The following is a 23,355-nucleotide window of genomic DNA, read 5'->3' as shown; positions in this document are numbered from 1 at the left end:
CGCTTCAGAACGTGGTGGACGTCTATTTCAGCCATCCCTACTGCTCCTGGGAACGCGGGACCAGCGAGAACCAGCACCGGCTCATCCGCCGCTTCCTCCCGAAGGGAAAAGCCATCAGCGCGGTGAGCGAAGCCCACTGCCTCCGGATCCAGCAGTGGATGAATGACTATCCGCGGAAAATCCTAGCCTACCAGACGCCACACGATTGCTTCGTGAAGGCCATCCGGCAGGAACAGGCGGCAGCCTAAACCAAGAGCCAAAACAGACAGCAATATACCGATTAGGTATGGCCACGTTTTCCCTCGGTGGGGGTGGCTAACTTAAACTTGAAATTTACGTAGTTTTTTTCTTCATTTCCTTTGAACAAGCAAAAAATACACAGGAAAGAAGAAGGAAACTTCCTCTTTCCTGTGTTTTCTTTACGACCGTTTCCCTTCCGGCCACCACAGCTTTATTAAGGCCTGCGTGCCGTCGTCTCCATGGCCCTTTTCTTGCAATTGTTCATACAACTGTTTCGCCTGTTTGGTCGCCGGCAAATCGAGCGAAAGTTTTTCGGCTTCATCCAGTGCGATTTTCAAGTCTTTCAGAAAATGCTTCACGAAAAAACCAGGGGAATAGTCTTGTTTAAGAATTCGCAGCGCATAGTTGGCCAAAGACCAGTTTTGGGCAGCGCCGGCATTTAATGTATGAATTACTTTCTTAAGATCCAAACCAGCTGCGTCCGCATAAACAAGCATCTCTGTCATGCCGGTCATAGTTCCGGCAATCATGATTTGATTGGCCATTTTTGTATGTTGACCACTTCCGGCAGGACCTTGCAACTCCGCGGCACTAGAGAAGGTATCAAACAGGGGCTTAATTTGCTCGTGCGCTTCTTGGCTCCCGCCAACCATCACGGTCAACGTCCCTTTTTGGGCACCTAAGTCCCCACCAGAGACTGGAGCATCCAATGCGAGCATCCCTTTAGATACGGCTTCTTTATCTATCCGTTGAGCAAGCGTGGGGGTACTGGTCGTCAAATCGACCACAACTTGTCCATTTTTCCCAGCTTCAAAAATACCGTACTCGTCAAAATAGACTTCCTCCACATCCGAGGGGAATCCGACCATCGTAAAAATGACGTCGCTGTGCTTTGTCACATCTGCCGGAGTATCCCACCAAATGGCGCCTCTTCTGACCAGGTCATCGGTTTTACTTTTGGTTCGATTGTAAACATTTACCGTATAACCGCTTCTGAGCAAGTGCCGTACAATTGAGGAGCCCATTACACCAGTTCCAATAAAACCTATTGTTTTGTCCATTACCTAATCCCCTTCCTCATCGTTTTTTGTCCTGCATTTTCAAGAAGACGGTACGCAAAAGAACTTGAGAAAGTTCTCAAGTTCTTTTGCATGGTTCTTTAAGTTGTTTTATTCAGGCTGCGTTCAACCAACCCAACGACTTCTTCAGCCGTTTGGCATTCTGTGACAGCTTTTTCAGCCAATTCCTTCATATCATCAGTTGTCAATTCAGACAACAAGCTGCGCGTTTTCAGAATGCTTGTAGCACTCATGGAAAACTCGTCAAGCCCCATTCCTAAAAGAATCGGAACAGCTGTCTGGTCGCCGGCCATCTCTCCACACATTCCAGCCCATTTTCCTTCTTTGTGAGCCGAATCAATCACAAACTTGATTAAGCGTAAGATGGATGGGTTGTACGGCTGGTACAGATACGAAACTCTTTCGTTCATCCGGTCAGCAGCCATTGTGTATTGAATCAGGTCGTTGGTGCCGATACTGAAGAAATCCACTTCTTTGGCAAATTGGTCCGCCAACACAGCAGCCGCAGGGATTTCAATCATGATTCCCACTTGAATATCGTCCGCGACTTTCACGCCTTCGCCCGTCAATTTCTCTTTTTCTTCTTCAAAAACCGCTTTTGCTTCCCTGAATTCTTGCAATGTGGCAATCATTGGGAACATGATGCGCAGCGGTCCGTGAACAGATGCACGGAGCAGTGCACGCAACTGCGTACGGAATATTTCATCCTTATCCAAGCTGACACGGATGGCTCGGTAACCCAAGAACGGGTTCATCTCTTCCGGCAGTTCCAAATATGGAAGCTCTTTGTCCCCTCCGATATCCATCGTACGGACGACAACAGGTTTGCCTTCCATTCCTTCAAGAACTTCTTTGTATGCATTGTACTGTTCTTCTTCAGTCGGAAGTTCCGCTGAATCCATGTACAAGAACTCGGTACGGTACAATCCGATTGCTTCCGCACCGTTTCCAAGAGCACCTTCCAAATCTTTCGGTGTACCGATATTTGCGGCCAATTCGACGTGAACACCGTCTTTTGTGACCGTTTTTTCGTTTATCAAGCGCTGCCATTCTTCTTTTTGAGAAGCGAAGGCCTGCGCTTTTTTCTCATATGCAGAGATGTCTGTTTCTTCAGGGTGAATGAGAACAGTCCCTTCCATTCCGTCCACAATCAACAAATCGCCTTCAGCGACTTTTTCCGTGATGGAGTTTGTCCCCACAATTGCTGGAATCTCCAATGAACGCGCCATAATGGCAGAATGAGATGTTCGACCTCCAATATCTGTAACAAATGCTTTTACATACTGTTTATTCAGTTGAGCAGTGTCACTTGGAGTTAAATCTTTTGCAACAATGATTACTTCTTCATCGATGGATGCAGGATCTGGCAACTTAACGCCCAACAAATGAGACAAGACGCGTTTGCGGACATCCCGGATGTCCGCTGCACGTTCTTGCATATACGGATTGTCTTCCATGGATTCAAACATTCCAATGAACATGTCCGTTGCTTCTTGCAAAGCTGTCTCGGCGTTTTTCTTGTCATTTTCGATTGCATTCTCAATTGTCCCAATCATCTCTGGATCAGATAACACCATGATATGCGCATCGAAGACTTGTGCTTCTTCTCCGAGCGATTCAGCGGCTTTGGCGCGAATAGCTTGCAATTCGCCTATCGCCTTTTCAATGGCTGTTGTGAATCGTTCTTTTTCTGCATTTGTATCCGAGATGGTCTCTTTTTTAAAGGACAAATCTGGTTCAATCAACAAGTAAGCTTTTGCTACTGCAATTCCATCACTTGCGGCAATTCCCGACACACGTTCAGTCATTATTCAGCCATTCCTTCTTTCTTCATGGTTTCTTCGATGGCTTGGATTGCTTCTTCTTCGTCAGCTCCGTCAACAGTAATTGTTACATCTGCTCCTTGGCCGACACCCAAAGACATAACTCCCATGATTGATTTCAAGTTTACAGATTTTCCGTTGTATTCCAACGTAATATCAGAATTGAATTTGCTCGCAGTTTGAACCAACAATGTAGCTGGACGAGCATGGATTCCTGTTTCAGCAATGATGTGATATTCTCTTTTTTCCATTTAAAAACGCTCCTTTAAGAGTGATATAATTTTCGAAAGTTTGTTTACGTATCCTTTTTATTGTCCTCTTCCATTCTATTCAAGGACAAAAGAAACATGAGTCAAACTTTCCTACTTATCAAGAGTACCATCTTTACATCGTTTTCACAACTCTTTTTCTTTCGAAAACGGTTTTCGCAAAAAGGAAACCTTAAAAAACTTTTTCCCAACTCTTGAAAGTCAAATAAGGTCAGAGTATAATGAATATACAAAAGTCAAAGTTGGTCAAACTCCAATCGAATTGATAGAGTTTCTCTTTGTTTTTTCCTATAATATTAGATAGGATACGTTTGATTTTCAACTAAAGAAAGGTAGTGAAGTGATGATTTGTCAACGATGCAGACAACGTGAATCAACGATTCATTTGTACACCAATGTAAACGGTCAAAAAAGACAAGTCGATCTTTGTCAACAATGTTATCGAGAAATAAAAAATCAACAAGAGGGTGGTTTCATGAGAAACGAGCGTCCTCAAGACCCATTTGGTTTTGGCAGTTTTGATGACTTGTTCAGAGCTATGGGCGCTATGGGCGGAGGCACCCCGAATAATTACAGGCAGCAAACCCCTCCTACCCAGCAAGGTTACACCGGTGGGCAACCCCCTGCTGGCAGAGGTCGTCGCGGAGGACTGCTCGGCGAGTACGGCGTCAATTTGAATGAACTGGCTCGAGAAGGAAAAATCGATCCAATTATTGGCCGCGACAGAGAAATTGAGCGTGTCATAGAGATATTGAACCGCCGACAAAAAAACAATCCCGTGCTGATTGGTGAAGCCGGTGTTGGGAAAACAGCAGTCGTGGAAGGCTTAGCTCTAAAAATTGTCCAAGGCGAGGTTCCGCAAAAACTGCTCGAAAAAGAAGTTATCCGCTTGGATGTTGCTTCATTGGTACAAGGAACGGGGATCCGCGGCCAATTCGAAGAACGCATGCACCAATTGATCAACGAACTGCGTGAAGACCGCAACGTCATTTTGTTTATTGACGAGGTCCATGAAATTGTCGGCGCCGGTTCTGCAGAAGGAAGCAGCATGGATGCCGGAAATATTCTGAAACCTGCCTTGGCACGCGGCGAATTGCAGTTGGTCGGCGCCACCACGTTAAATGAATACCGTCGGATAGAAAAAGACCCGGCTCTGGAACGTCGCTTGCAACCTGTGCGTGTAAACCAGCCTACACCAGAACAAACGTATGAAATTCTCAAAGGTATCCAGAAATACTATGAAGATTATCATCAAGTGAAATACTCCGACAAAGCTGTCCGAGCAGCAGTCGAATTGTCTCACCGCTATATTCAGGACCGTTTCCTGCCAGACAAAGCAATTGATTTGCTGGATGAATCCGGATCGAAGAAAAACTTGACCATTCAAACCATTGATAAGGATTCTGTTAACAAAAAAATTGCGGAAGCAGAACAAAAGAAACAAGAAGCGTTGGAAAAAGAAGATTACGAACAAGCGGCATTCTACCGCGACCAAGTTTCAAAATTCCAAAATATGCTGAAGCAACAGCAGCCTGAAGCAGATCAACCGGAAGTAACTGAACAAGACATTGTCAACATCATTGAAATTCAGACAGGCATCCCAGTGGGAGACTTGAAAGAAAAAGAACAACAACAATTGCGTGATCTGGATAAAGAATTGAAAAAATCCGTCATCGGCCAAGATGAGGCGTTGGAAAAAGTGGCACGCGCCATCCGCCGTAACCGCATTGGTCTGAAGAAGAAAAACCGCCCAATCGGCTCCTTCCTCTTTGTTGGTCCTACCGGTGTCGGTAAAACAGAGACAGCCAAAGCTTTGGCTCTGGAAATGTTTGGAAGCAAAGACGCTTATATCCGTTTGGACATGAGTGAATATATGGAAAAACACACTACGTCGAAACTGATTGGTTCTCCTCCTGGTTATGTAGGATATGAAGAAGCCGGTCAGCTCACAGAAAAAGTACGCCGGAATCCCTACAGCCTCATCTTAGTGGATGAAGTAGAAAAAGCACACCCGGATGTACTAAACATCTTCCTGCAAGTATTGGACGACGGGCACTTGACAGATGCCCAAGGACGTACCGTCAACTTCCAAGAAACGATTATTATCATGACCAGTAACGCAGGAACCGGAAATGTGGAAGCCAACGTAGGCTTCGGCGCTCAAATGAGCGGCACGCAGCATTCTGTCTTGAACAACCTTATTGATTATTTCAGACCCGAATTCTTGAACCGTTTTGACGGCATTGTCGAGTTCAAGCCCTTGTCCAAAGCCGATTTGCTGAAAATCGTTGACTTGATGATCGGTGAAGTGAACGACTTGCTGAAAGAACGAGATGTGTCCATTGAAGTAGATCAAAAAGCAAAAGAAAAACTAGTGGACTTGGGTTACGATCCTGACATGGGAGCCCGACCACTACGTCGTGTGATTGAAGAACAAATTGAAGATAAAATCGCAGAGTACTACTTGACTCACCCGAAAGTCTCTCATATGAAAGCAACTGTCAATGAAAACAACGACATTGTCATTAAGAAAAACGGCGATCTAATGGACGCCGACAGCGAGACGCCTTCAGAATCAACCGATAACACGACAGAAGAAACAGAATAATTCATCTGTTCAAAATAAAAAGCTCGTTTCCCCCATTACAGGCGGGAACGAGCTTTTTTATTATAATAGTGTTTGAAGTTCTACATCTGGATATTTGTCGTTAAACCAGCGTAAAGCAAATTCGTTCTCGAACAAGAACAAAGGATTATCAAATCGATCTCGGACCAATAAGTTTCTAGAAGAAGCCATGTTGATGTCCAACACGTCCGGATCGATCCAACGCGCAATGCGGTTCCCCATAGGAGTCATATTGATTTCCGAATTGTATTCATTCAACATCCGGTATTGGAACACTTCAAACTGCAATTGTCCGACAGCTCCAATAATATAATCTTCCGTATGGTATCCCTTGTACATTTGGATCGTTCCTTCCTGCACCAACTGTTGGATTCCTTTATGGAACGATTTTTGTTTCATCACGTTTTTGGCTTCCACCCGCATGAACATTTCTGGAGTGAACTGCGGAAGCGGCTCAAACTGAATTTCATTCTTTCCTTCATGGATGGTATCCCCAATCTGGAATGTGCCAGTATCGTATAACCCGATAATATCCCCGGCAACAGCTTTTTGCACCGTTTCACGTTCTTCTGCCATGAACTGTGTTGAGTTGGACAACCGGATACTTTTTCCGGTGCGTGCCAACGTAACGTCAATTCCACGGTCAAACTCACCAGAACAAATACGCAGGAATGCAATTCGGTCACGGTGGGCAGGGTTCATATTCGCTTGAATTTTAAAGATAAAACCAGAAAATGTTTCGTTATGCGGTTCAATGTCCTCTCCTTCTACACTCTTATGTGCGGACGGAGCAGGGGCAAAATCCACAAAAGCTTCCAGGAATGTTTGGACACCAAAGTTGGTCAATGCAGAACCAAAGAAAACTGGTGTCAATTCTCCAGCTGCGATTGCTTCTCTCGAAAATTCGTTGCCCGCTTCTTTTAACAGGAGCGCTTCTTCCATCGCTTGTTCATAGACAGAGGATTGCTTGATCGGATGGTCACCTTCAATTTCACCGTCTTCATTCAACGGAACAAACCGCTCTCCATCAAGACTGTTTTCTTCAGGACGGTGGACTTCGATGCGGTTGTTATAGACATCGTACAGTCCCATCAACCCTTTCCCCATTCCCATAGGCCAGTTCATTGGATAGGCGTCAATTTCCAACACTTCTTCCAATTCTGCAATCAAATCCAACGGATCTCTTCCGTCTCGATCGAGTTTATTCATAAAGGTGAAAATGGGAATTCCACGCATTCGACACACTTGGAAAAGTTTTTTGGTTTGTTCCTCAATCCCTTTGGAACTGTCTACGACCATCACGGCACTATCAACGGCCATCAATGTCCGATACGTATCTTCCGAAAAGTCTTTATGCCCTGGAGTATCCAAGATATTGATTCGCTTTCCACTGTAGTCGAACTGCAACACCGAACTGGTCACTGAAATCCCACGTTGTTTTTCGATTTCCATCCAGTCGGATTTTGCAAATTTCCCTGACTTCTTCCCTTTTACGGTCCCTGCCTGCCGAATCGCTCCACCAAAAAGCAGCAACTGCTCGGTAATGGTCGTCTTACCAGCGTCCGGGTGAGAAATAATCGCGAACGTTCTTCTTGTGTCCACTTCTTTTTTTAATTTTGTACTATGATTATCTATCGGTTGTTTCATTTTTTATTACCCTCAATTTTTATGGTTTGTTTTCTAATCCTACTGACTCTAAGTTTAACTAAAGAATTATATCACAGATGGAATGGCTTTTAAACCTTCTTCGATGTCCACTTCTGACGCATCTGAATGATGTGAAGCACAATGGTTTTGACGATGGCATACACCGGTACTCCAATCAGCATCCCAACCAAGCCGCCGATATTTGCCGCTGCCAACAAAATCAGTATGACAGTCAGCGGGTGGATATCCAAAGATTTTCCTACGAACATAGGCGTCAAAAAGTTTCCATCTACTTGTTGCACAACCAACACCAATAACGCTGCGGTCACACCCTTTCCAAACGATTCAGAAAACCCAATCAATACTGCAGGTGCTGCTCCAATAAACGGACCAACATAAGGGATGAAATTGGTGATGCCTCCAAAAAATGCCAACAATAAAGATGCCGGGAAGGAAAACAAGACGTATCCGATAAATAGGCTGACTCCGACAATCAAAGAAGCCATCCCTTTTCCGCTAATATAACTTGAGATGGTTTCGTTCACCTTTATCAATAAGTTTTTCACGTCATTCTGGTACTTTTCTGGAAATATGCGGGAAGCATTTGTGGGAAACTTATGCCCATCTTTAAAAATATAAAACAAAATTACCGGAACAGTAATCGCCAGAAAGGCAATGTTCGTTATCCGGGAAATCATTTCCCCAACACCCGTTGCAAGGCGGTTCAAAACAGTCGACCCTACTCTGCTTAACCACGCTTCTACTTCAAGAAGGATGGTCTCGTAATCCACATTTTGCATCCATGGCTCTTCAGCAATACGCTGCGCCAATGAATTCAACCGGTCAATAAAACCAGGGATGCCTGAAATAAGAAGTCCTGTCTGTTCGATCAAAACAGGGATTCCCCACAGAAAAGCCAATACTACCAAACTGACCAATAACAGCATCACCAGTACGATGCCATAAATGCGTTTGAGCCTCGCTTTCTGCAATATCTCAATAATTGGGTTGAGCAAATAGTAAAGAAAACCAGCAATTAAGAGAGGGGTGGAAAGAGCCGTTAATATACCAATAACAGGGTTAAGAATAAAATCGATTTTCATCAATGTTTGTATCAAAAGAGCTGCAGCGAGTAACCAGACGGTCCAAAACAGCAATTTTGATTTTTTCCATTCTTGCACGCAAGCCATTCCTCATTTCTATAAAAAATTCTCATCTTTATCAGTATACTGGAATGGTAAAAAATATGAAAGACAAGTTCTACCCAAGAAGGAATTGACGGCAAAAGAGTTTGGTGCTACGCTAACAGCATATTTATTTGGAATGGAGGGCATTGAAGTGGAGTTTCGCTGGACAACTGATGTGCATTCAAAGATTTATGAAGATGCCTTGGAGATTAGAAAAGATGTATTTATTCACGAACAGAACGTCCCCCCTCACCTGGAGGTAGACGAATTGGAAAGTAAAACAATCCACGTGGTGGGATACAAAAATCAACAGCCTGTAGCCACGGCCCGTCTTTACGAAAAGTTTCCGCAAACCTTTAAAGTGCAGCGGGTGGCTGTCCGTAAAGAGACGCGTAAAAGTGGGATTGGAAACCAATTGTTGGATGAAATCTTTCGATATGCCAAAAAACAGGGCGGAAAAAAACTCATTTTGGATTCACAGGATCATGCCATTCCGTTTTACGAAAAAAATAGGTACATTGTGGAGGGGGAAGGCTTTTTAGATGCTGGAATCCCTCATCATTTCATGTACCGGATCATTGATTAAACGCAAAAAACAGACGCAGGTTTCACTGAATGTGAACCGGCGTCTATTTTTGTTTTCTTTTTTTATTTTTACTTGACCGGGATAAGAGTGCTTCCCGTTTGCTTTTGATGCGCTCTCGTCTTTCGCGTGTCTCTTCTTCCAACATTGTCAAATGGGGAATACCTTCTAGGAGTTGATACTCATAAACCGCACCAAGTTTATATCCTTTCGGCAGATGGTCCGTCCGTATATACACCGGCGCAGTTCCGTCATCCGGAATAAGCCGAGCAGTCGTGTCTTCCACTGCTTCAAGCACTACGCGCATGTGTATCTCCCTCTCTTTCCAATTCGATGGAATAACTCCCATTTTCTTTTATACGAAGTGTGATTGTCCCATGCGCACTTGTGCCATAAACTGGAATGCCACGGTTTCGGAATCGTTCCAACGTTTCTACATGTGGGTGTTCGTACGGGTTGTTTGCTCCTGCTGAGTAGACGGCCAATTTGGGGTTTACTTGTTCAATCCAGTCGCCACCTGAACTGTAAGTTGATCCGTGATGCCCCATCACCATCACCTCCGATTCAACTCCCATTCCGTTTTCCACTATCTTGTTTTCCACATCCGATGACGCGTCTCCTGAAATCATAACCGATACACCATTGATTTTGATTCGGGTGACTAGGGATTCTTCATTCGTATCCTGAGTCATTGTTTCTGGGTCAGGATGAAGTACTTCAATGTAAAATCCACCTAACTCTTTGACATCCCCGGCTCGGGGTTCTGTATATTCAGCATCAGAGTCCAAAATGGCATCCAACACACGCTCATACGTCTGGGTGGTGGTATCTACGCCATTCATCCATACCTCTTCAACGTCGTAGTATTGAAGAATCAGTTCTCCGTATCCAATATGATCGGCATCGTTATGCGTAAATATCAGTAAGTTAATTTGTCCACCGGTTCCGATGTGTTGATCGAGGTATTGGAGAATTCTTTTTTCCCCATCATCGTAGCGTCCTGTATCCACCAGAATATTTGTTCCATCTTCTGATTGCAATAGCGTGGCGGAACCTTGACCCACATCCAAAAAGCGGACAGCCGCTTCCTGTGGCCCGGTTTTCTTCAAACTAAATGGTCTCTCCCCACGCTTGGCAACAGACAACAGTTGCTCACGCCAATTGGAGAAGGTTTCTGAAAAATTTGTACCTTCTCCCCCTTTGCCAAATGACAGCCCGATCAAGAAAGCAAGCAACACGGAAACCAGTCGCAAAATCCATTTATTCCGCGTTTCTCGTTGTTTTTTTGTTAACTTCCTTCTTCTTGCCATAAAGTTGTCTTCCTCATTGTCTCGCGGGATTTTCCGCTGTTCTTAATTTAGATAAGGTAAAAATAACGTTGCGATGGAAAAATAGATAAATACACTCGTCAAATCACTCAACGTGGTGATAAACGGACCACTGGCAACTGCGGGATCAAACCCCATTTTTTCAATAACCAGCGGAATAAAACTTCCAGCCATATTCGCCATAATGACCGCAAAAAACAGCGCCACCGCTACAATAAATCCTAAAATGAAATTTTGCTGCCAAAGACCGACGATGAAAAATACAACGATTCCTGCGATTGTGCCTGTGACCACCCCTGTGGCCAACTCATTCAATACCATTTTGCCCAAGGACCTATTGCCTTGATCGCGTTCACCCAACCGACGGATTGCGACCGCCAGTGATTGAGTGCCCGCGTTCCCCGCCGTCCCTGTAATTAATGAAATAAAAACTGCCAACACAGCGGCCTGACTCACTAACACTTCAAAATAACTGATTAAAGTAGATGTGCCTATTCCAAGGAAAAGCAACGTAATCAGCCATGGTAGTCTGCTGGCCGCTGCTTGAATCGGATTGGTTGTCCGTTCTTCCACGTCAACCGCCGCCAACCCCGAGTAGTCACTGGCTGCTTCGTCTTCAATGACGTCGATGATATCATCAACCGTAATGATTCCTGAAAGCCTGCCTGCTTCGTCAATGACCGGAAGCGCCAAGAAATCGTAGTCGCTGATGAGTTGCGCCACGTCTTCCTGGTCGTCAAATACACTGACTGAGATGACATTGGTGTTCATCACATTGCTGATGAGTTCTTCGTCTTCTTGCGTCACGATGTCACGGAGCGAGACGACTCCCATCAGGTGGTTTTGCTCATCCACCACATACAAGTAGTAGATGGTTTCTGCACCAAGGGCTGTATGCTTTAAACTGGCCAACGTTTCGCCGATAGTCATCCGCGCATTCAAGGCAATGTACTCCTTGGTCATGATGGATCCCGCTGTTTCTTTTTCATACTGAAGCATTTTCCTCAGATTCGAAGCAGATTCAGGTTCCATATGACTTAACAGTTGCTGGATGTGATCTTTGTCCAAATTCCCTAACAACGCCACTGCATTGTCGGCGTACATTCTTTCCAACAAATCCGCCGCATATTGCGGATTCATTTCGAGAAAGAAATCTTCCACATCTTCTTGGTCTTCTTCCAGGCTGTCAAACATATCAGCAGCTTCTTGTGGCGAAAGGAACTGATAGACAACTTGCCTTTCTTCTTCTTCCAATTCCACAAAAAGGGATGCTTGGTCCCGGGTATGCAACGAAAGGAAGTAATCGCGAAACCTCTGCAGTTCTCCTCGTTCAAGGAACGTTTTGACTCGATTCAAGTTGTATTCAAGGTTGAATTCTTGCATGTTCATGTTTGTTGACCTCTCTCTCAATCATCTCGTAATTACTTGTTGCGCTCTTAAAAGCTGCTGTATGTCAGATGGAAGTGGGGAACGCACCTGTAACGGCTTATCATAAAAAGGATGCATAAACGATACAGAGGCACAATGCAGCGCCTGTCTTTCAAAACGCATCGCCTCTGGAGGATCTCCATACAAATCGTCTCCCACCAATGGGTAGCCGAGATGGGAAAAGTGAACCCTGATTTGATGGGTACGACCGGTGTGAAGTTGAATCTCCATCAACGTTGCATCCGGAAAACGTTCCTTTACCCAATATTCCGTTAAAGCCGTTTTGCCTCCTGGAGCCACTTTTCTTAAGATAATGGACTCTTCTGACCGGGCGATCGGCATATCCAGCAACCCGTGGGCTTCTCCCGTCCAGACTCCTTCCAACAAAGCCGCATACATTTTCTGTATTTGTTTTGCACGCAACTGAACGTCCAGCAGAGAGTGGGCCATCGAATGTTTTGCAAACAGCATCACACCGGAAGTATCGCGGTCTAAACGTGTTACCACGTGTACCCCCTGGTGTTCGTATCCCATTCTCTGAATGTACCCTTTTACGCGGTTGGCCATCGTGCCTTCTTTGTGCGCAGGAGAAGGCACGGAGATGACACCCACCGGTTTATCGATCAACAATACATGAGGATCTTCATAGAGCACGTCAATAGGAGTGTGGTCCGGTGTCAAGTAGTCATTGCCCTCTTCAGGGGGCAGGGTCACACATACACGGTCACCGCTTTTAACACGTGCCCGTACCGTTACTTCTGTTTGATTTACTTCCAACATGCCGCCTTGAAACTTTATCTTCGCAAGCAGCTTTTTGGAAAATCCTTTTTCTTTCAAAAGAGATTTGAGTTCCAATTCCCTCTCACTCTCATGTATCCATTCAATCTTCATTCTTATTCTTCGCTCCTATAAACGCATCCTCGACTCTATTCCAAAAGTGCGTATGCTTGTACCGGGCAAAATGAATCCGTTCTTTCGCGATCCTGAACCGGATATCTTCCACATTTTCCTCATTGGAGGTCAGTTGATCGAGAGACATAATGAAGCTGTCGGTTTCTTTTGGTTTGAGACGGATCCATTCATCCGGGGCAATCACCAAAGGAGAACTCAGTGTCCGAAAAATGCGGTTGTTCAGTGATGCAATTTCAGTCAACTGTAAAGCTTCCAGACGCGGATGCAACACCGCTCCGCCCAGGGACTTGTTATACCCTGTTGATCCGGTAGGAGTGGATACACACATCCCGTCTCCACGAAACCGCTCGAAGTATTCATCTCGAATATATACGTCACACACAAGTGTCCCGTCTACTCGTTTGATAGCTGATTCATTTAAAGCCAAGTAACGCAAACTTTCCTTTTCATCTGTGTAATTCACTTCCACATCCAACAATGGGTAGCTGATGCTCTCTCCGTTATCATTTACCAAACTGTCAACCAGTTCTTCCAAATTGTATTCGCGCCAATCGGTATAAAAACCTAGGTGGCCGGTATGAATCCCAACGAAGCGTACGGACTCCAACATGTGGGCATAACGGTGAAAGGCCGAAAGAAGTGTGCCATCCCCACCGATGGATACTACTACGTCCGGGCGCTTGTTGTCCAAAATCAAATTGTTTTCCAAACACAACATCCGCAATTTGGGAATCAATTTCAAAGATTGTTCAGTTTGGTTGTTAACGACCCCAATTCTCATTATTCTCTGCCTCCCAAAAGGATCTCTTAGAACGCCCCTTTTTCTGCTCTTGTCTTTTATCATAAGAAAAAATTCTCTGCGCTTCTTTGATTTCCTCTCGGATTTTAGACATCTCTTCATCTAATTGAAAAGCGGACTCCGCCGTTTTTTGCAGTCTTTGGCGAATCTCTTCAGGGTATTCCCCTTGGTATTTATAATTCAATGAATGTTCAATCGTTGCCCAAAAGTTCATGGACAGTGTACGGATTTGAATTTCCACTAATATTTTCTTTTCTTCATGTGTCAACTGGACAGGATACTGGCAAACCAAATGGTAAGACCGATATCCGCTGGGCTTTTTGTTCGTAATGTAGTCTTTCTCAACTACGATTTCCAAATCATTGCGTTTCCGGAGCAACTCAACCACTTGATAAATGTCTTCTACAAACTGACACATGATACGCAGCCCGGCAATGTCTTCCATATCAGACTCCAACCGCTCCAACGGAATTTCACGCAGTTCCGCCTTATTAAGAATGCTGTCAACTGGCTTCACTCTACCTGTGACAAATTCTATGGGAACATGTTCGTTTTCCTGTTGGTATTGTTTCCGAATTCCTCGAAGTTTCACTTTCAGTTCATCTACGGCTTGGGAGTATGGCGCTAAAAAAAGATCCCATTCTTGTCTCATTTTTTATCTACCTCTTTACTATTCGGCCTCTTTTTTTTACTCTTATGGAGGAGCAGTTGGCGAATCTCTTGATTGCATACAAAACTATCTTAACACATTCTGTGCGAAATCAGTATTCCTTATGTATAATGCTTGGAATATTCGTTGAAACACACAATACTTTTATGGAGGAAACATCGATGAGCAAAGAAGTAGAAATCGAATTTAAAAACCTTTTGACTGAACAGGAGTATACCCGTTTAATGTCCCACTTTCAAGCTTCCGAAAACCAATGTTGGGTGCAAGAAAATCATTATTATGACACGTCGGATATGCAATTAAAAGAGCGGCATTCTGCGTTAAGAATCCGTGTTCTGCCGCAAACCGCTGAAATGACCTTGAAAACTCCCTATGGGTCCCATCTGTTGGAATCTACCGAGCCATTGTCCAAAGAAGCTGCACTTAACATGATTCAAAAACAGAAATTCATTCCGCTTGGTGATGTAGCGGTCAAACTTGCAGAACTTGCTATCAAGGAAGAGACGTTGATGCCCATCACCACACTGACGACCCTCCGCTTCGAAAAACAACTTGCAGATGGCTTGCTTGTTTTGGACAAAAGTACGTATAATGAAGAAGTTGACTTTGAATTGGAGTTGGAAGTGACCGATTCAACCACCGGAAAACGGTTCTTTGATTCTTTGCTCACTCAATTTTCCATACCAAAAAGACCTACCCCAAATAAAATTCGTCGTGCGTTTAATTCACGAAAATAAAGCGTTTCTAAACATTTGTCTAATGAGTGAGGAGAGCAATTTTTAACCATTTGTGGCAAAAATGTTACATTTGTTCAAAAAATATTCTTTTTCTGAGTTGCCTCAATACAAATCTAAACATTTATTTGATAAGCTAACAAAGTAAAGAAATTTAGGACTCACTATCAACACTCAACAAAAATAAAAGATACTTAGGTGAATGTTTTAATGAAAACTCAAAAAATGCTTATTGAAATTTATCTGTTTGTCAATCCTCTCGGGCGTACTTGCTACCAGTCTGAGAAAACAATTGCAGAATTCGCAAAAGAACGGAATGAAAAAGTCCGTGTCCGTTTTGTCCCTTTCTTGAACTTCCAAACGATTTCTAAACAACTGGAAGAAGAAAACATCAAAGGCGCAGGTCTAGAATTGCGGAACCAAATGTACACTGATTCTTATCGAGCTTGTTTGGGATTTGCAGCAGCTTCTATGCAAGGAAAGAAAATGGGAAGAACCTTCCTTTTAGCTCTCCAGGAAGCTGTCATCGGCCAAAAACAACCAGTTACGTTGAACTTGTTTGAAAAGATCGCTGAAGACATCGGACTTGATATGGAAATGTTCCAAGAAGACTTGGACAGTGAATGGTCAAAATCAGCTTTCCTGTCCGATCAAAAATTGGCGCGCGAGATGAACATCCAAGACACCCCTTCTTGTGTGATTTACTTGAACTCCGACAAAGAATCAGGATACATGATTGATTCTGTCGTCAACAAACAGTTGCTCCACGGACTGTGTGAAGCAGAACAGACTGCTTCAGAAGAAGCAAGAGAAGCCAAGAAAAAATACCATTTCCAATTTGTTTAACCTATAGACAAAAAGAGAGCCGTTTCCGGCTCTCTTTTTTGCTCTAAACTACATTTCTTGAATCAAGCTTTCCAATTCATCCAGTCTGGATTCAAACACCTTCATCGCTCTTTCCAGATATTCTTTCTGTGTCATGTCCACACCAGCTTTTTTCATCACTTCAATTGGGAAATCACTGTTTCCTGACTTCAAATATGTGAGGTAACGGTCCAATGCCCCCTCTTCTTCATTCACAATCTCATCCGCCAATGCTGTAGCTGCACAAAATCCAGTCGCATATTGATAGACATAATAGTTGTAGTAGAAATGCGGGATTCGTGCCCACTCCAACGCAATTTCTGGATCGCGTTCCACAGAAGACCCGTAGTATTTCGCATTCAACTCTGCGTAACTGGTGCTTAAGAAGTCTGCAGTGAGCGGAGTTCCTTTTGCTGCTTCTTCGTGCATAAAGTGCTCGAATTCAGCAAATTGTGTTTGACGGAATACCGTTCCTTTAAACCCATCCAAATAATGGTTCAACACGTACGCACGGTCTTTTGGATCTGTTGTATGTTTCAATAAATAGTCCGTCAAAATATTTTCATTTGTTGTGGATGCAATTTCTGCCAAGAAGATGGAATAATCTCCATAGACATACGGTTGATTGGTGCGGGTAAAATAACTGTGGACACTATGCCCCAGTTCATGGACCAACGTATACAGATGGTTCAATGAACCGTGCCAGTTCAGAAGGATGTACGGATTCGTATCATAGGCACCCGAGGAATATGCCCCACTTCTCTTTCCTGTGTTTTCGACCACATCAATCCACCGGTCACTGAAAGCTGATTCCAAAACTTCTTTGTATTCTGTTCCAAGCGGCGCCAAGCCTTTCAATGTTTCTTCTTTCGCTTCTTCATAAGAGTATTTTAAGCTGGCTTCTCCGGTAAGCGGATTATACAAGTCGTACATATGCAGTTGGTCCACATTCAAGAGTTTCTTGCGCAGAGCCATGTAACGATGGAATGAAGGCAGGTGTTCATTCACTACTTGAATCAATGTTTCGTGCACGGATTCCGGAATGTGGTTTGCTGCCAATGCTTGAGCGCGCGCAGACGTGTAGTTATGTACCTTCGCACTATAGTTGTGGTAACGTACATTTCCTTGCAGTGTGCTGGCAAACGTGTTTTTCAAATCACCGTATACTTTATATAAATTTTTAAAGGCAGACTCTCGCACTTCCCTGTTGGTGCTCTCCATCAATTGCCCGTATACACCGTGAGAAAGCTGCACGTCTTCTCCATTCTCATCTTTCACCACCGGGAATTGGATATCCGCATTATTCAACACACTAAACGTCCGGCTGGAAGCGGAGAAAATATCGCTCGCTCCTGCAAGCAAAGCTTCCATTTCAGCGGAAAGAACGTGCTCTCTGTTTGCGGTCAATCGCTCAATGTAGTGCGCGTATTGTTTTAATTCTTCATTTTCTGAGAAATAGCCGGACAGTTGTGCCGGTTCCAAAGAAAGAACTTCCGGTTCAAACCAAGAAATGGCCTCAGCCGCTTTGGTCGCCAACATTTGCGCCCGGTCATACATAGCCTGATAAGTAGAGTTGGATGTATCTTGGTCGTTTTTCAAGTGGGCATAGACATACACATTTTCCAACCGTCGGGAAGTTTCTAAAATGGATTCCAACGCCTCCTTAAATGCACCGGCGTCTTCATTTAAACGGCCTTCATATTGTTTAACCGTTTCAATATCTTTTTCCACTTCTTGATACGCTGATTCAAACGCTTCATCAGATGGAAAGATGACCGTCAAATCCCATGTTAATTCTTCAGGGATTTCATCTCTTTTTGGTAATTGTTTTGCAGTTGCCATTATAGAACCTCCTCATATTTTCATCACCTTCTCATGATAGCATAATCCATATTTAAAAAGAAAGAGAGAGTATGGTTTGCAGTAGTTTTATGACAACTCAAGGAGCTTCATTCTCTTTTCCTCTTCGCTCCGGCATCGATGCGGATAAGATAAAACCACCCATTCTGTTGAAGAGACGGCTGCCAACAACCCCCTTTGACACAACAATTGGACATATTCCTGGATTGGTGTGTGGAAAGTTTTTTCGTTTATCATAGGACTAAGACAAAACTTTAATCGGCCTGCTTGTTGCAGTTCCTTGATTGTTTGTTCAACTTCTTCTTGATGAACCACTGATCCGACTTCCTTGTTTTGCCACCACCTCAGCAGAGCGTATTTCCATCTAAACGATAATGATTCTATCATCCACTCCGTTTTAACCGGCAGATATGTTTCAACCGGGAGTGAAATCAAATTGTCGCCTTCTTCGTAAATTTCGTGAAGAAAGCGGACAACTTCTTTGTCTCTATAGTTCCTTTTTTGATACAAATTCTCTTGCATCAAAAGGAGATTTGTCGGGCGCGGTTCTCTTCTTTTCGCTTTTATCTGGTAAAATACCTGTGCTTGCTCATGCAACGGTTCTGTTAAAGACAATGCCCTCTTTCGATAACAAGTTCGAGTGCTTTTTGGGTGGAAGGAAAAGTCATACGCGATACTAAGTTCTTTTTTTCTGACATCCAATTGAAAAAACAAAATATTTTGTGCATGTGCCTCAGTAAGAAACAGTTTTTGAAACGGAGATAAGCGTTTGTTCAAGAAAAAGTTTTTTCCGAGAATCCATAAGACAAAGTATCCTTTTTCCTCATAACCTTCCGTACGCTCCAACATTCTTTCCATCGACAGTCGGCTGCATTGAAATTCAACGGCTAAAGGAGTCCCGTCCTGCATCCAGCACAATAAATCAGGACGTTGTTTAAGTTCAGGTATATACGCCTCCATCTGGACCGAAATTCCCGAAATAGTCAACCAGTCATACAGCAGTTGTTTTCCTTCCAGGTGTTCTTCCGTCTCTCCTTCTGAAAAAACACGGCAGTCACTCTGTTTGTAGTGCGAAAAGTGAGGTACTCGAATGGTTCCTTTCTTCAAATAGACAGGAGCCCCGCACCCGGGACAGACGTATTTTCCTTTATTGATATCTATTGATGATGCACTCACATAATTATTGCTTTGATCTAATGCCATCAACATGCATCTCACCTCCATAAGTAAGATACGCGTTTTCCCTTTATTATTATTTTTTACGTCCGCTAAAACCATATTGGCTCTTTAAAAACATTTTGCATCGCCGGGGGGTGTGGTATACTGCGTTCTGGTTGTGTACATATAGGGATTTTATGAAATGTGAAAAGCCATTTTTGTTTTAACCGCTGTCAATATTATGTACCTAACAAGTTGTGATTGAGAAAAAAGTCAGGAGTGTCACGATGTTTATTATTGAAATTTTGAAAGTTGTTTTCTTAGGAATTGTGGAAGGAATTACCGAATGGCTGCCCATCAGCAGTACAGGACATATGATTTTAGTAGAAGAGTTCATCACTCTAAATGTCAGTAGGGACTTCTGGGATTTGTTCCTTGTTGTTATCCAACTGGGCGCCATCATGGCTGTAGTCGTCCTTTATTTCCATAAACTCAATCCTTTTTCGCCCTCAAAAACAGAGTCCGAAAAAAAAGAAACATGGAACATTTGGTTCCGCGTAGTTGTCGGAGTCATTCCCGCAGGCGTGTTGGGACTGTTGTTGAACGACTGGATGGAAGCTCATCTGATGAACTACTTTGTCGTTGCTGTCGCATTGGTCGTATACGGTATATTGTTTATCGTGATTGAAAACCGCAATAAAGGCAAAAAACCAGAAACTGAAACGATGTCAGAACTCACTTACAAAAAAGCTTTCCAAATCGGGTTGTTCCAATGTCTTTCTTTGGTTCCGGGTACTTCTCGTTCCGGATCAACCATTTTAGGCGGTATTCTATTGGGTACGGATCGCATCGTCGCCACAGATTTCTCCTTTTTCATGAGTATTCCTGTTATGTTTGGGGCAAGTTTTTTGAAAATAGTGAAATTTGGCTTTCATTTCACCGGAGAAGAAATCATCTTGTTAGCGGTCGGGATGATTGTTGCCTTCCTTGTCTCTATTGTAGCGATTAAGTTCTTATTGAAATACTTACAGCGAAACGACTTCAAAGCATTCGGATGGTACCGCATTGCCTTGGGAGCAATTGTGCTTCTTTACTTCATGGCATTTAAGTAAGCAATTTTATAATCCACAACCCAAAAAAAGAATCCAAAAAACCACCAAAACCAGCAATAAACCGGTTTTGGTGGTTTTTTTATTCCATAGATGCAAAATGATGTCGAATGACTTCCAATGCGTTAGAATCAATCAGCTTGTTTCCATATTCTTCTAAAATGTCTGCCGAAACATCACTTTTTTCCCCGAATTCTAAAGCGATCGCTCGTTCTTCCTCAATCGTTCTTGCAATCATCTCATCTTCCAACTGCGTAATCATGAGATAATACTGTTTATTGAAGCGATAAAGATGAGAAACTTCGCTTTCCCAATAATCTGATTGAGCCAACGAGATGATGTCTTCAAACGATTCAAAGCTGAGAACAAGTTCATTGACTGACGAATCGCTGTCTTCATCCATTTCATCATTCAGTTGTTCTGAAAATTCTTCCATATCAGTTGCCGAAAGGTCCATCTGCGAATTGACTGCATCCAGAAAATCTTCTCTGAATGTGGCCCCTTTACTGATGAATAACTCTAAGCCATTTTTGTTTGGCATGACTTGGAAGGTGACTGCATCAGTTTCTTGAAATTCTTCGTCTACGTCTACTTCTTCTAAAATACTGTAAAAGAAATTCTCAATTTGCTTTTGGTTGCCGAGTAAATCCAGAAAGGTGATGCCTCTTTTTTCCAGATCACTGTTATCAATCACCACTCGAATGGTGTCTTCGTTAATATGCTCCATTTCCACGGTCATGCACCTCATTTCTGCCACTGTATGTGGAGCTTCTTACCTTACATATACACTCATTTTATAGGATTGGCCAGAAAAGTAAAGGCAAAGATTCCCGCTGGTGAGTTATTGTTAGAAACTGAAAAAGCAACCACCACATAAAAGAGACATGCAGTGATTGCTTTTTTGTTTCAATTCATTTCTTATGACAAGCTGAAGCCAGCGATCGCTTGAGCTTTTTGCAATTCCAATGCACGTACTTCACGCGGAAGGAATCGACGGATTTCATCCGCATTGTATCCTACTTGAATGCGTTTTTCGTCAATCATGATAGGTCGACGCAAAATGCCCGGTTGTTCTTGGATCAACTCGTACAATTCTTTTAAGGACAACTCTTCCAAGTCCACATTTAATTCTTGGAATGCTTTGGATCGGGTGGAGATGATTTCTTCTGTCCCGTCCTCCGTCATTCTCATAATGGCTTTGATTTCATTAATTGTCAAAGGTTGGGAAAAAATGTTTCTTTCCATATAAGGAATTTCATATTCCTCTAACCATGCTTTCGCTTTGCGGCAGGAAGTGCAGCTAGGTGAAGTAAACAACGTTACCATATGTATTGCTCTCCTTTCCGTATCTGTGAATGATGGGTAGACGAAAGTCTTACTTTTTCGCCGTTTCAATTGCTTACAAATGTCATTATATAGTAAATCAAAAAGAATTTCTACCCCTTTTGTCAAAAAGATGTCAAAATTTGTTTTATTTTCGTTAAAAATTCGTATGATTTTTTATAAGAAAACAAAAAAAGCCTTCGTACCAACGGTTTAGACGTTCCGTGCAATTCTTATCAGTTTATACTTATTACAATCTGCATCATTGTTTATGTCACAAATTCTTTCCTCACCTTCTGGTTCTGCCCAATTATGGATACTCAGTTTTATTTTTTTGGTTCTTCTATTATAATAAGGATGGTCTTAATTACAGAGAGGTGCTTGAACTTATGAAAACAATTTTTTCTGGTATTCAACCTAGTGGCACACCCACTATTGGAAACTACATCGGAGCAATGAAGCATTTCGTTGAATTGCAAAGTCAATACGACAGTTACTTTTGTATCGTAGACGAACATGCAATCACTGTTCCTCAAGAACGGTTAAAATTGCGTCAACAGACACGCAGTTTGGCCGCTTTGTATTTGGCGGTCGGCCTGGATCCGTCCAAAGCCACTATTTTTATCCAATCAGAAGTTTCTGCTCATGCGGAAGCAGCTTGGATTGTTCAATGCAACAGTTCAATCGGAGAACTTGAGCGTATGACACAATTTAAAGATAAATCCGCAAAACAAGGGAAAAGTCAAGTTTCTGCTGGTTTGTTGACATATCCTCCTTTAATGGTGGCAGACATCATCTTATATCAAACCGATGTTGTGCCAGTTGGAGAAGATCAAAAGCAACATCTGGAGCTAACACGTGATTTTGCGCAGCGGTTCAACTCCCGCTACGGAAATGGAAATCAGCTACTTACTATACCAGAAGTTTATATTCCCAAAGAAGGCGGACGCATCATGAGCCTTCAGGAACCGACTAAAAAGATGAGCAAATCAGACAGTAGCAAGAAAGCTTTCATCTCCATGTTGGATGAGCCGAATGTTATTCGTAAAAAAATCCGCAGTGCTGTCACAGATTCCAGCGGCATCATCGAATATGATGAAACTGAAAAACCGGCAATCTCCAACTTATTGACGATTTTCTCTGCTTTTTCAGGAGAATCTGTCGATGCATTGGTGGAACGGTACCGGGCCACCGGTTACGCGGTGTTCAAGAATGATTTGGCTGAAGCAATCATCCAAGTGCTTGAACCAATTCAAAAACGTCACGATGAATTGATGAACTCCTCAGAGTTGGACGACATTTTGGATGAAGGAGCCGAAAAAGCGAGAAGAAGTGCGAATAAAACATTGAAAAAAATGCAAAACGCTGTTGGGCTTGGAAGAAAAAGACGATAAGAAAAACATACTAAGATTAGTAGGTAGAAACCTCGACGGGGGTTTCTGCCTACTATTTTTTCTTTTATAGAAGTATAGTAAGGGTGAAAGGAAGCTCGAACAAGCTCTCGAGGACCACGAGTCCGAAACAAAAACAGAGCTCCTTCACTGTCATTTCTCAATCAGGTTTAAGTATGTGGGACCATGAGTCCGGGTAAAGGAAATGGGATACGAAATGAAGCAGTGAGGGTCTTTCAATGTGAAGAAGAAAGAGAGGAACCCAAATGACCTATGTACTGGCATTAGATGTTTCTATGGGAAAGAGCTACGCCGTATTATACCA

Annotated in this window: 21 protein-coding genes and 1 pseudogene; 7 read left to right on the top strand and 15 right to left on the bottom strand. The window is 43.1% G+C overall.

The features are described 5' to 3' along the window. Positions 1-248, top strand: a pseudogene (locus G470_RS14545) (IS30 family transposase); the annotation flags it as partial. 171 nt (positions 249-419) lie between these two features. On the opposite strand, the gene G470_RS0106330 reads toward G470_RS14545, so the two are convergent. The 3 genes from G470_RS0106330 to G470_RS0106320 form a co-directional block, all read right to left on the bottom strand. Then, complete coding sequence (locus G470_RS0106330) at positions 420-1,301, bottom strand: NAD(P)-dependent oxidoreductase (protein ID WP_028274096.1); 882 nt, start codon at positions 1,299-1,301, stop codon at positions 420-422. Between the two features lie 98 nt (positions 1,302-1,399). Next, the gene (gene ptsP, locus G470_RS0106325; RefSeq protein WP_028274095.1) at positions 1,400-3,127 is read right to left on the bottom strand and encodes a phosphoenolpyruvate--protein phosphotransferase; all 1,728 of its coding nucleotides are present in this window, start codon (positions 3,125-3,127) and stop codon (positions 1,400-1,402) included. Beyond that, a complete protein-coding gene (locus G470_RS0106320; RefSeq protein ID WP_028274094.1) occupies positions 3,127-3,393 on the bottom strand; it encodes a phosphocarrier protein HPr in 267 nt (88 codons plus the stop codon). Before G470_RS0106320 ends, ptsP begins: the two co-directional genes overlap by 1 nt. 361 nt (positions 3,394-3,754) lie before the next feature. On the opposite strand from G470_RS0106320, the gene G470_RS12900 reads away from it, so the two are divergent. Continuing rightward, a complete protein-coding gene (locus G470_RS12900; protein WP_035445207.1) occupies positions 3,755-6,019 on the top strand; it encodes an ATP-dependent Clp protease ATP-binding subunit in 2,265 nt (754 codons plus the stop codon). 60 nt (positions 6,020-6,079) lie between these two features. Here the strand turns inward: G470_RS12900 and G470_RS0106310 are convergent, their stop codons facing one another. Together G470_RS0106310 and G470_RS0106305 are read right to left on the bottom strand one after the other, a co-directional pair. Next, positions 6,080-7,684, bottom strand: a complete 1,605-nt coding sequence (locus tag G470_RS0106310; protein WP_028274093.1) for a peptide chain release factor 3 — start codon at positions 7,682-7,684, stop codon at positions 6,080-6,082. 89 nt (positions 7,685-7,773) lie between these two features. Beyond that, entirely contained in the window at positions 7,774-8,865 is a 1,092-nt protein-coding gene (locus G470_RS0106305; protein ID WP_169720328.1) for an AI-2E family transporter, read from the bottom strand. Positions 8,866-9,022: 157 nt separating this feature from the next. Here G470_RS0106305 and G470_RS0106300 point away from each other — a divergent pair, with 157 nt between their 5' ends. Further along, positions 9,023-9,457 carry a GNAT family N-acetyltransferase gene (locus G470_RS0106300; protein WP_028274091.1) on the top strand — a complete coding sequence of 145 codons (435 nt, stop codon included), beginning with the start codon at positions 9,023-9,025 and terminating at the stop codon, positions 9,455-9,457. 43 nt (positions 9,458-9,500) lie between these two features. On the opposite strand, the gene G470_RS0106295 is transcribed toward G470_RS0106300, so the two are convergent. Genes G470_RS0106295 through yjbM form a run of 6 tightly spaced genes read right to left on the bottom strand, consistent with a single transcriptional unit; the run spans position 9,501 to position 14,573 of the window. Further along, entirely contained in the window at positions 9,501-9,761 is a 261-nt protein-coding gene (locus G470_RS0106295; RefSeq protein WP_028274090.1) for a DUF3006 family protein, read from the bottom strand. After that, entirely contained in the window at positions 9,745-10,764 is a 1,020-nt protein-coding gene (locus G470_RS0106290) for a ComEC/Rec2 family competence protein (RefSeq protein ID WP_028274089.1), read from the bottom strand. Before G470_RS0106290 ends, G470_RS0106295 begins: the two co-directional genes overlap by 17 nt. Positions 10,765-10,806: 42 nt before the next feature. Continuing rightward, the gene (gene mgtE / locus G470_RS0106285; protein ID WP_028274088.1) at positions 10,807-12,171 is read right to left on the bottom strand and encodes a magnesium transporter; all 1,365 of its coding nucleotides are present in this window, start codon (positions 12,169-12,171) and stop codon (positions 10,807-10,809) included. A 21-nt stretch (positions 12,172-12,192) separates the two neighbouring features. Further along, a complete protein-coding gene (locus G470_RS0106280; protein WP_028274087.1) occupies positions 12,193-13,101 on the bottom strand; it encodes an RluA family pseudouridine synthase in 909 nt (302 codons plus the stop codon). Next, a complete protein-coding gene (locus G470_RS0106275) occupies positions 13,091-13,903 on the bottom strand; it encodes an NAD kinase (RefSeq protein ID WP_028274086.1) in 813 nt (270 codons plus the stop codon). Before G470_RS0106275 ends, G470_RS0106280 begins: the two co-directional genes overlap by 11 nt. Continuing rightward, the gene (gene yjbM / locus G470_RS0106270; protein ID WP_028274085.1) at positions 13,884-14,573 is read right to left on the bottom strand and encodes a GTP diphosphokinase; all 690 of its coding nucleotides are present in this window, start codon (positions 14,571-14,573) and stop codon (positions 13,884-13,886) included. Before yjbM ends, G470_RS0106275 begins: the two co-directional genes overlap by 20 nt. Positions 14,574-14,752: 179 nt before the next feature. Between yjbM and G470_RS0106265 the strand changes: the two genes are divergently transcribed. Both G470_RS0106265 and G470_RS12895 read left to right on the top strand, forming a co-directional pair. Beyond that, entirely contained in the window at positions 14,753-15,328 is a 576-nt protein-coding gene (locus tag G470_RS0106265; RefSeq protein WP_028274084.1) for a CYTH domain-containing protein, read from the top strand. Positions 15,329-15,535: 207 nt separating this feature from the next. Next, positions 15,536-16,171: a DsbA family protein gene (locus G470_RS12895; RefSeq protein ID WP_051258468.1), complete on the top strand. Its 636-nt coding sequence runs from the start codon at positions 15,536-15,538 to the stop codon at positions 16,169-16,171. A gap of 48 nt (positions 16,172-16,219) precedes the next feature. On the opposite strand, the gene pepF is transcribed toward G470_RS12895, so the two are convergent. After that, the gene (gene pepF, locus G470_RS0106255; protein WP_028274083.1) at positions 16,220-18,031 is read right to left on the bottom strand and encodes an oligoendopeptidase F; all 1,812 of its coding nucleotides are present in this window, start codon (positions 18,029-18,031) and stop codon (positions 16,220-16,222) included. An 87-nt stretch (positions 18,032-18,118) separates the two neighbouring features. Continuing rightward, positions 18,119-19,258, bottom strand: a complete 1,140-nt coding sequence (locus G470_RS0106250) for a competence protein CoiA (RefSeq protein ID WP_028274082.1) — start codon at positions 19,256-19,258, stop codon at positions 18,119-18,121. A gap of 236 nt (positions 19,259-19,494) precedes the next feature. Here G470_RS0106250 and G470_RS0106245 point away from each other — a divergent pair, with 236 nt between their 5' ends. Further along, positions 19,495-20,319: an undecaprenyl-diphosphate phosphatase gene (locus tag G470_RS0106245; protein ID WP_028274081.1), complete on the top strand. Its 825-nt coding sequence runs from the start codon at positions 19,495-19,497 to the stop codon at positions 20,317-20,319. Between the two features lie 79 nt (positions 20,320-20,398). Here G470_RS0106245 and G470_RS0106240 read toward each other — a convergent pair whose 3' ends face one another. Together G470_RS0106240 and spxA are read right to left on the bottom strand one after the other, a co-directional pair. Beyond that, positions 20,399-21,049: an adaptor protein MecA gene (locus G470_RS0106240; protein WP_028274080.1), complete on the bottom strand. Its 651-nt coding sequence runs from the start codon at positions 21,047-21,049 to the stop codon at positions 20,399-20,401. A 185-nt stretch (positions 21,050-21,234) separates the two neighbouring features. Then, complete coding sequence (spxA, locus tag G470_RS0106235) at positions 21,235-21,642, bottom strand: transcriptional regulator SpxA (protein ID WP_028274079.1); 408 nt, start codon at positions 21,640-21,642, stop codon at positions 21,235-21,237. Positions 21,643-22,028: 386 nt separating this feature from the next. Between spxA and trpS the strand changes: the two genes are divergently transcribed. Beyond that, on the top strand, positions 22,029-23,033 hold the full coding sequence (gene trpS / locus G470_RS0106230) for a tryptophan--tRNA ligase (protein WP_028274078.1): 1,005 nt from the start codon (positions 22,029-22,031) through the stop codon (positions 23,031-23,033). The last annotated feature ends 322 nt before the right edge of the window (positions 23,034-23,355 follow it).

The organism is Atopococcus tabaci DSM 17538, from assembly GCF_000429585.1.
Lineage (GTDB): Bacteria > Bacillota > Bacilli > Lactobacillales > Carnobacteriaceae_A > Atopococcus > Atopococcus tabaci.
This window is presented reverse-complemented; position numbering and strand designations above follow the sequence as displayed.